The organism is Streptomyces longispororuber, from assembly GCF_024448165.1.
In the GTDB taxonomy this organism is placed as follows: Bacteria; Actinomycetota; Actinomycetes; order Streptomycetales; family Streptomycetaceae; genus Streptomyces; species Streptomyces longispororuber_A.
Genome location: NZ_JAMOLN010000376.1, coordinates 1 through 3,988, shown reverse-complemented (window position 1 = coordinate 3,988; position 3,988 = coordinate 1). Strand labels below are relative to the sequence as shown.

At 71.3% G+C, this 3,988-nt stretch carries 3 protein-coding genes; 2 read left to right on the top strand and 1 reads right to left on the bottom strand.

Annotated elements, in window-relative coordinates; genetic code table 11:
* On the bottom strand, positions 1–1,249 hold a 1,249-nt coding region (gene phnA / locus M4J07_RS46890), incomplete at its 3' end, for a phosphonoacetate hydrolase (RefSeq protein WP_255983360.1).
* A gap of 233 nt (positions 1,250–1,482) precedes the next feature.
* Here phnA and M4J07_RS46885 point away from each other — a divergent pair.
* Positions 1,483–2,481: a LysR substrate-binding domain-containing protein gene (locus M4J07_RS46885; protein ID WP_255983358.1), complete on the top strand. Its 999-nt coding sequence runs from the start codon at positions 1,483–1,485 to the stop codon at positions 2,479–2,481.
* 182 nt (positions 2,482–2,663) lie between these two features.
* Positions 2,664–3,788, top strand: a complete 1,125-nt coding sequence (locus M4J07_RS46880) for an NADH:flavin oxidoreductase (RefSeq protein ID WP_255983355.1) — start codon at positions 2,664–2,666, stop codon at positions 3,786–3,788.
* Positions 3,789–3,988: the final 200 nt, after the last annotated feature.

Genomic DNA, 3,988 nt, shown 5'->3' with positions numbered 1-3,988 from the left:
GGCAGCCGATCCAGTAGGCGTCGAAGTTCCGGAGCCGGTGTCCGGCGGGGAGGTCGACGGGCCGGTTGACCAGGACCGGCACGCGCTGTTCGGTCAGGCCGCCGTGCGAGCGCAGCGGCTCCTTGAAGCCGGAGATGTCGTGGCGGGCGGCGGTCGTGCCGAGGACGGTGTTGCGCTCGGCGATGACGACGAGGTCGCCGATCCGGTCGCCGGGCAGCTCGAAGCGGGCGCACGCCTCCTCGCGGGTGAGGACGGCGTCGACCCCGTCGAGCGCGGCGAGGCGGGTGCGCAGCGCCTCGCGGTCGGCGCCGTCGGGCAGGTGCACCGTCGCGTACGAGCCGAGTGCGCCGTGGTGGACGGTGTACGGGTCGGTGATGGGCAGGACGACCCGGCTGGCGCCCGCGCCGGTCTCGGTGTCGAACCAGTCCGACAGGAAGACGACCCGCGCCTCGCCGGCGGCGTCCGACTTGGCGTTCATGCCGTGGTCGGCGGTGACGACGAGGACCGCGCCGAGGGCGTCGATCCGGGCGAAGTAGCGGTCCAGCATGGCGTAGAACCGGTTGGCGACGGGGGAGCCGGGGGCGTGCTTGTGCTGGATGTAGTCGGTCAGGGAGAGGTACATCAGGTCGGGCCGGTCCCGCTCCAGGACGTCGCAGCCGGCGGCCATGACGAGCTCGCTCAATTCGGCGCTGTACACGGACGGCAGGTCGAAGCCGGTGGACTCCAGGACCTTCTCGATGCCGTTCTCCGCGAGGGTGACCTGGTCGGCCTTCTCGGCGGAGAAGCAGATGCCGCCGTCGGCGAGACCGCTGCCCAGCAGGCGGCGCAGCTTGTCCTTGGCGGTGATGACGGCGACCTTGGCGCCGGTCTGCGAGAACGCGGCGAAAAGGGTGGGCGCGCGCAGCAGTTCGGGCGCGTTCATCATCACCTCCTCGCCGGCCTCGGTGTCGTAGAAGTAGTTGCCGCAGATGCCGTGCACGGCAGGCGGCACTCCGGTGGCGATGGAGAGGTTGTTGGGGTTGGTGAACGACGGCATCGTGCAGGCGCCGCGCAGATCGCTGCCGCGGGCCAGCATCGCCTCGGTGAACGGCATCAGCCCGTCCGCGACGGCCCGTTCGTGGTAGGCGTCCTCGCTGCCGTCGATGCAGACGACCACGACCGGGCGGCCGGGACGCGGGTAGTCGCGTCCGTTGACGGTGAGGCGGCCGTCGTCGGAGGTCTGCGCTGTGGTGCCGGCGACAGGATTCATGTACGTCCACCCCTGTGGGTCGTAGGTGTTGGTCGTCAGTGAAGGGGAGCCGTGGGAGCCCTTCGAACCCATGGGTACCACCGGGGCCGAGACGCGCAGAACCACGAAGTTCGCTATGGCGGCCATAGCCCCGCAGTGCCGGGCCGGGGCGAACGGGGGCCTGCGGCAAGCCTGTTCGGGCCGGTGGCCGTCGGCTACGCTCGCGCCCTGACGATCTTCGGACGGGAGGCGCCGTGGAACTCAACCTGCACCGTCTGTGGATCTTCCTGAAGGTGGTGGAGCACCAGGGTTTCTCCGCCGCCGCGCACGCGCTGTACATGAGCCAGCCCTCGGTCTCCAACCAGGTGCGGCGTCTCGAGCAGTCGCTGAAGGTGACCCTGGTGGACCGCTCGGGGGCGCGGACCCGGCCCACGGCGGAGGGCGAGGTGCTCGCTACCTACGCCAAGCGCGTATTCCTGCTGGCGGACGAGGCCGTGGCCGCCGTGCAACAGGTGTCCTCGCTGGAGCACGGCCGGCTGCCCATCGGCGGCTCGACGACCGTCGGCACGTACCTCCTGCCCGCCCTGCTCGCCCGCTTCCGCGACCGCCATCCCGGGGTGGAGTGCGACGTGTTCGTGGGCAACAACCGGGCGGTGGCCGAACGCCTGCTGGCCGGTGACATCGGCATCGCGGTGGTGGCCGGCGGGCCCGTCGCGACGGCCCAGCTGCTGGTGGAGCCGGTCCTGCAGGAACGCCTGGTCCTGGTCGCCCGCACCGGCCATCCGCTGGCCGGGCACACCGGGCCGCTGGAGCCAGGACTGCTGGCCGGGGAGTGCTTCCTGATGCGGGAACCCGGCTCCCACACCCGCACCGAGCAGGAACGGGTCCTGGACTCCTGGAACCTCACCGGCACCGTGTCCCGGTCCGACGTGTGGGGCCCGGAGGCGGTCAAGCAGTGCGTCGGCGCGGGACTCGGCGTCGCCCTCATCTCCGAGCACGCGGTCGTGGACGACGTGGAACGCTCCGGCACGCTCACGATCCTGCCCGTCCACCCCGAACCCGCTCCCCGCCCGGTGTCCCTGGTCCGCCGCCGCGACCGGCTCCTGTCCCCGGCGGAACGCGCCTTCGTGACACTGCTCCGCTCGCCGGACGGCATCTGGCCGCGTGAACTCGGCGACGGGGCAAGGGACGTGACCCACCTCGCGGATACGGGAGAGAACGCGGCGGTCGACCGCCCCGCGACGGGTGGCTGACGCCGCGGCTGGTGGCCGGCCCGGCGACAGGCGCCTGATCTGGCCCCGGTCCCGTTACCGGGCCCCATGAACTGACCCCTCGGCCGAGGAATGTGGGCCCCGTCTCCGCAGTTACTTCAGGAGCTGTAACAATGCATGCTCACATACCAACTGGTCAGCCCAGATTTTCCGAGGAGCCCCACGTGACCGGCACGACGATCACCTCCCGCGCGGCCCGCATACTGTCCCGCCCGATCACCCTCAACGGCCTCACCGTGCCGAACCGCATCGCGATGGCGCCGATGACCCGGATGTTCTCCCCGGGCGGCATCCCCGGCGACGACGTGCGTTCCTACTACGCCCGCCGGGCCGCCGCGGGCGTCGGTCTCATCGTCACCGAGGGCACCTACGTCGGCCATGACTCGGCCGGACAGAGCGACCGGGTGCCCCGCTTCCACGGCGAGGACCAGCTGGCCGGCTGGGCGAAGGTCGCCGAGGACGTGCACGGCGCGGGCGGCACGATCGTTCCGCAGCTGTGGCACATCGGCATGGTCCGCAACCAGGGCGAGGCCCCCTACCCCGAGGCCCCCGCCGTCGGACCCTCCGGCCTGGCCACGGCCGGCGCCGAGGTCACCGGCAAGGCCATGACGCAGCAGGACCTGGACGACGTCGTCGCCGCCTTCGCGCAGGCCGCTGCGGACGCCGAGCGCATCGGGTTCGACGGCGTCGAGCTGCACGGCGCCCACGGCTACCTCGTCGACCAGTTCCTGTGGGAGGGCACCAACCGCCGCACCGACGCCTACGGAGGCGACCCGGTGTCCCGCACCAAGTTCGCCGCCGAGATCGTCGCCGCGGTCCGTGAGAAGGTCTCCCCGACCTTCCCGATCCTGTTCCGCTACTCGCAGTGGAAGCAGCAGGACTACACCGCGCGCCTCGCCGAGACCCCGCAGGAGCTGGAGGCCGTCCTCGCGCCGCTCGCCGCGGCCGGCGTCGACGTGTTCCACGCCTCCACCCGCCGCTACTGGCTCCCGGAGTTCGAGGGCTCGGACCTGAACCTGGCCGGCTGGACGAAGAAGCTCACCGGCAAGCAGACCATCAGCGTGGGCTCGGTCGGCCTCGACGGCGACTTCGTGAACGCCTTCAAGGGCGAGGGCTCCGAGGTCAAGGGCATCGACAACCTCCTCGACCGACTGGAGTCCGAGGAGTTCGACATGGTCGCCGTCGGCCGCGCCCTGCTCCAGGACCCCGAGTGGGCGGCCAAGGTGCTCGCCGACCGCGTCGAGGAGCTGCGGCCGTACGACGCCGCCGCGATCAAGACCCTGAGCTGAACCACCTCGCCCCACCGCACTCTCGGCCCCTCGGTCGGGAAGTGCGGTGGGACGCCGTGACGGCGACTTGAAAAGATTTCTGTGGAACGGCGGCAACCTGCCGCGCACTCGCACGTCGTGTGGGGTGAAGGGCGCCATCCGGCACCCTTCACCCGACCATGGAGTACCACCGTGAACCGTCTCGTCCCCGTCCGCACCGC